The sequence below is a fragment of the Phormidium sp. FACHB-1136 genome (genome assembly GCF_014697375.1).
Lineage (GTDB): Bacteria > Cyanobacteriota > Cyanobacteriia > Phormidesmidales > Phormidesmidaceae > Nodosilinea.
On the sequence record NZ_JACJRS010000206.1, the window covers coordinates 1 to 3211 of the forward strand.

The 3211-nt window shown below is 49.6% G+C and carries 2 protein-coding genes; both read right to left on the bottom strand.

Annotation, left to right across the window (positions count from 1 at the left end; translation table 11 throughout):
* Window positions 1–325: 325 nt before the first annotated feature.
* Window positions 326–1222, bottom strand: coding sequence for an AEC family transporter (locus H6G62_RS26465; protein ID WP_347239433.1), 897 nt, complete (start codon window positions 1220–1222; stop codon window positions 326–328).
* Between the two features lie 132 nt (window positions 1223–1354).
* The coding region (locus tag H6G62_RS26470; protein ID WP_190500746.1) for a hypothetical protein at window positions 1355–3211 on the bottom strand (1857 nt) is incomplete at its 5' end.

The window sequence follows — 3211 nt, forward strand, 5'->3', positions numbered from 1 at the left end:
TTCATTTTAATCACGACTGACACAGTGCGATAGAAAGGTTATTTCTGTCTCACTGTGTTCTTTTTTGAGACGGCAATTCCCTGGATACTCAATTAATCGAGGTGCCCATCAGCTTAATCAGACTTTGTCCTGTTACCCCGACGGTGGGTGGTGGAGCGTACCTATGGCTAGCTGTATGGGTGTCGGCGGTTGAAGGTGGACAACGAGCGCTTGCCCGAATCCTCAGAGACGTTCATTATGTTACGCAGACTCGCGTGAGACGTTTCATACCCCACCTCCGTGCTTTCAAATATCCTCTCAGAAACCTCTAGCGCGCTGGGCAAGGTCATGGCCCTAAGGCGGGGAGAATCAACGCCATGACCAGCCAATAGACGGGTACCGCAACGGAAATAAAACTCATCACAAAGCGGGTGTCGAGCTGGTTTTCCTGGGCAAACAGCAGCGACAGCATACTAGGGGGCAGGGCCGCTCCCACCAGCACCGCCGCCCGTTCTAGCCCCGTTAAACCAAACAGGGCAGAGACTCCCCAGCCCAGCCCAAGACCAACACCGACTTTCAGCAGGGCAAGGGCCAGAAACCGCCCCACCGAGGCGATGTGCAGGTGAAATTCTAGCCCCAGTAGCACTAGCACCAGAAACACAAAGCTGTTGGCCAAAATATCCAGCAGCGCCATCAGCGGGGGCGGTTGCCAGCCCAGAAAGTTCAGCCCTAAACCCACCCAAATGGCCCAAAAGAAGGGAGTTTTGACGAGTTTCAGGCTCACCCGTCCCACGGTAATTTCCGCCGATCCAAACCAGGTGGCGATGCCGTAGACCACCGTGAGCAGGTAGACGGCCTGGGCGAGGTCAAACAATACCAGGCGGCTCAGTCCCTCTTCCCCAAAGGCCAGCAGCATGGTGGGATAGCCCACCGCCCCGCCCTCGAAACTGAGGAAGGTAATCATCCAGGCTCCAGCCTGGGGGCGTTCCCAGGCTAGGGGTTTGAGGATTAGTGCTCCAATCAGGGTCAACCCGACGACGACCACCAGGGCGGAAAGGGGCAGGTAAACCAGATCCGGAGTGAGGGTGACGGTGGCTAGGGCGCGTAGAACCACCGCTGGCAGGGTCAGGTAGGACAAAAGCGTACCTAGGGTTTGGGCATCCCTAGGGCCAAGCAGCCCCGCCCGCCTCAGCCCGAAGCCCAGCACACAGACCAGCAGCAGCGGCAGAATTTTCAGCAGCACGGAGAACTCTTGATAGAAATTGCGTCATCCCCGTTGGTTTATGTAGAACATAGGATGGATGGGCAAATCGTAATCTATGTTGAGCAAAAATTGGACGGATTCCAATGGGGCGAGCTCACCCCACAGATAGCGTCAGAGGTAATCATGGGCATAAACCATGACAGGTTGCTTAAATTCTTGATCAAGCTGTTGCCCAAGCCAAATACCTGGTTCTACTTCCTCGCTGATGGCGATCCTCAAAGACTCTGAAGCTTCTGGCAGTTGCAACTGGTAGGTTTTGCCTGTAACGACTTGCTCTTTAACGGTCACTTGCCGAACTCCTAGATCGCTCTCAGATGCTAATTCAGTGGGTTGAAGCTGGAGGTCATCCCCAGGCATAGAAAAGACCTGGATACCCTCTTCACTTTTCCAGAAAATATAACCGTTCAGACTTGGCCTGAGAATTGAAAGCCCTGGTTTAACATCCTCTAAACCATAAGCCTGAGTTTCTTTGACCTCCTGACTTGTTTGGCCAAAATCGATCAACCGATCCCACCACTGCATTGCCTTCAAGCAAGCATTAGCATGACGCTCAAGCTCTGTCACAGAGGGAAGATTTGTGATGACCTGTTCATGCCTTTTCATTTTGCTATGAATACGTTCCTGCCGTCGCCCTACGTCGCTAGGGTTATTTTGCATTGCCTGGAGAAGCAACATTTGCTCAAGCTTAAGATCAGCGGCAATCAGGCCAATTAAACACTGCATATCGTGGATGGCCTGTTTCCCACTAGATTTAAGCAATTCCGCCGCACTACGGGCACCCTGGCGACCTCGTTGCACCCTGGCATTTTTGGCCTTATCTCGAAATTGTTCAACCAACAGACGATTTCGCTCAAGAATAGAAAGAATATTCTTTTCAACCAACGCAAGCCGATTACTGGCATCTGGCGTGAAGATTCCGGTGTTCATGCGCTCCGATTCAATGTCATCTAAGACATTAACTGCATAATAAATTTCGCCTAGAATTGCGGCTTCTTGCCTAACATGAAGCTCTTCTAAAATCTGCTCCATGTGGGCTAGACGTTGATTTATCTGATTGATTTGTTGTGTACCTACAATGGCATGGAGTACCTGGTATGCAACAATAGGAGCCAGAATGGGCATAGCAGAAGTCTGAGCGAAGCGAAGCTGGTGTACAAACTTCTTTCTGATTACATCTCTGACTGTACCGAGAGAACCACTGCTTTGTACTAATTCATAAGCCCCTTTCGATAAACCTGCAACTGCTTCAGGTGGCCCAATTACCCTAAATAATTGTCCCGCACTCAAGCCCGAAGCAACCACCACAGATGTTGCTCCTAACTGGTCTACGACCGCTGGACTCAATTTACCCTTATGCCAAGCATTTGGACTATGTAAGCTCAGTCCATGAAAATGATCAATGAGTCGTTGACTTTGATCAGGAGAATATTGCAATAGCGCCCCAACAGTATTTCCTGAAGAGTCTTGCAACTCAGTAAATGATGCAGACTCTCCTCCTTCTTCAGACTGATAAGTCTGAATGCCCCAACCTTCATGGCGAACTACTGTCAGAGCAGTTTCTTCCTCTGTTGGTTTAATTGCATTTGAGGTTGAAACCTGGTTCTCGTCAGATATGCTTTTAGTTTTAGCGATATTCTCAGCCTGTTGACCCTGAAAGACTGAGAACATTGTCGTCAATGCGTTATCACTCAAGTCTTGTAGGTCTGTTAACCTGTCAGAAATTACGTCTTCAACAACGTCACCTATATCCGCAGCTCCAACCTGTAAATTTCCAACAACTTCTGCAACGGGCTTTGAAGACCAAACCGATTGCGTGAATGATTGAAAACTTTTCAATCCCAGATTAACAACATCTCCTAACCTCGACTTTATCCATTTGATCCAAAAAGGAAAGCAGCAAGCAGAATTCAGATGAGGGTCTGAGGAACTTGCTGCGATGGAATTTATGTCGATGATGATAGCGTTTGC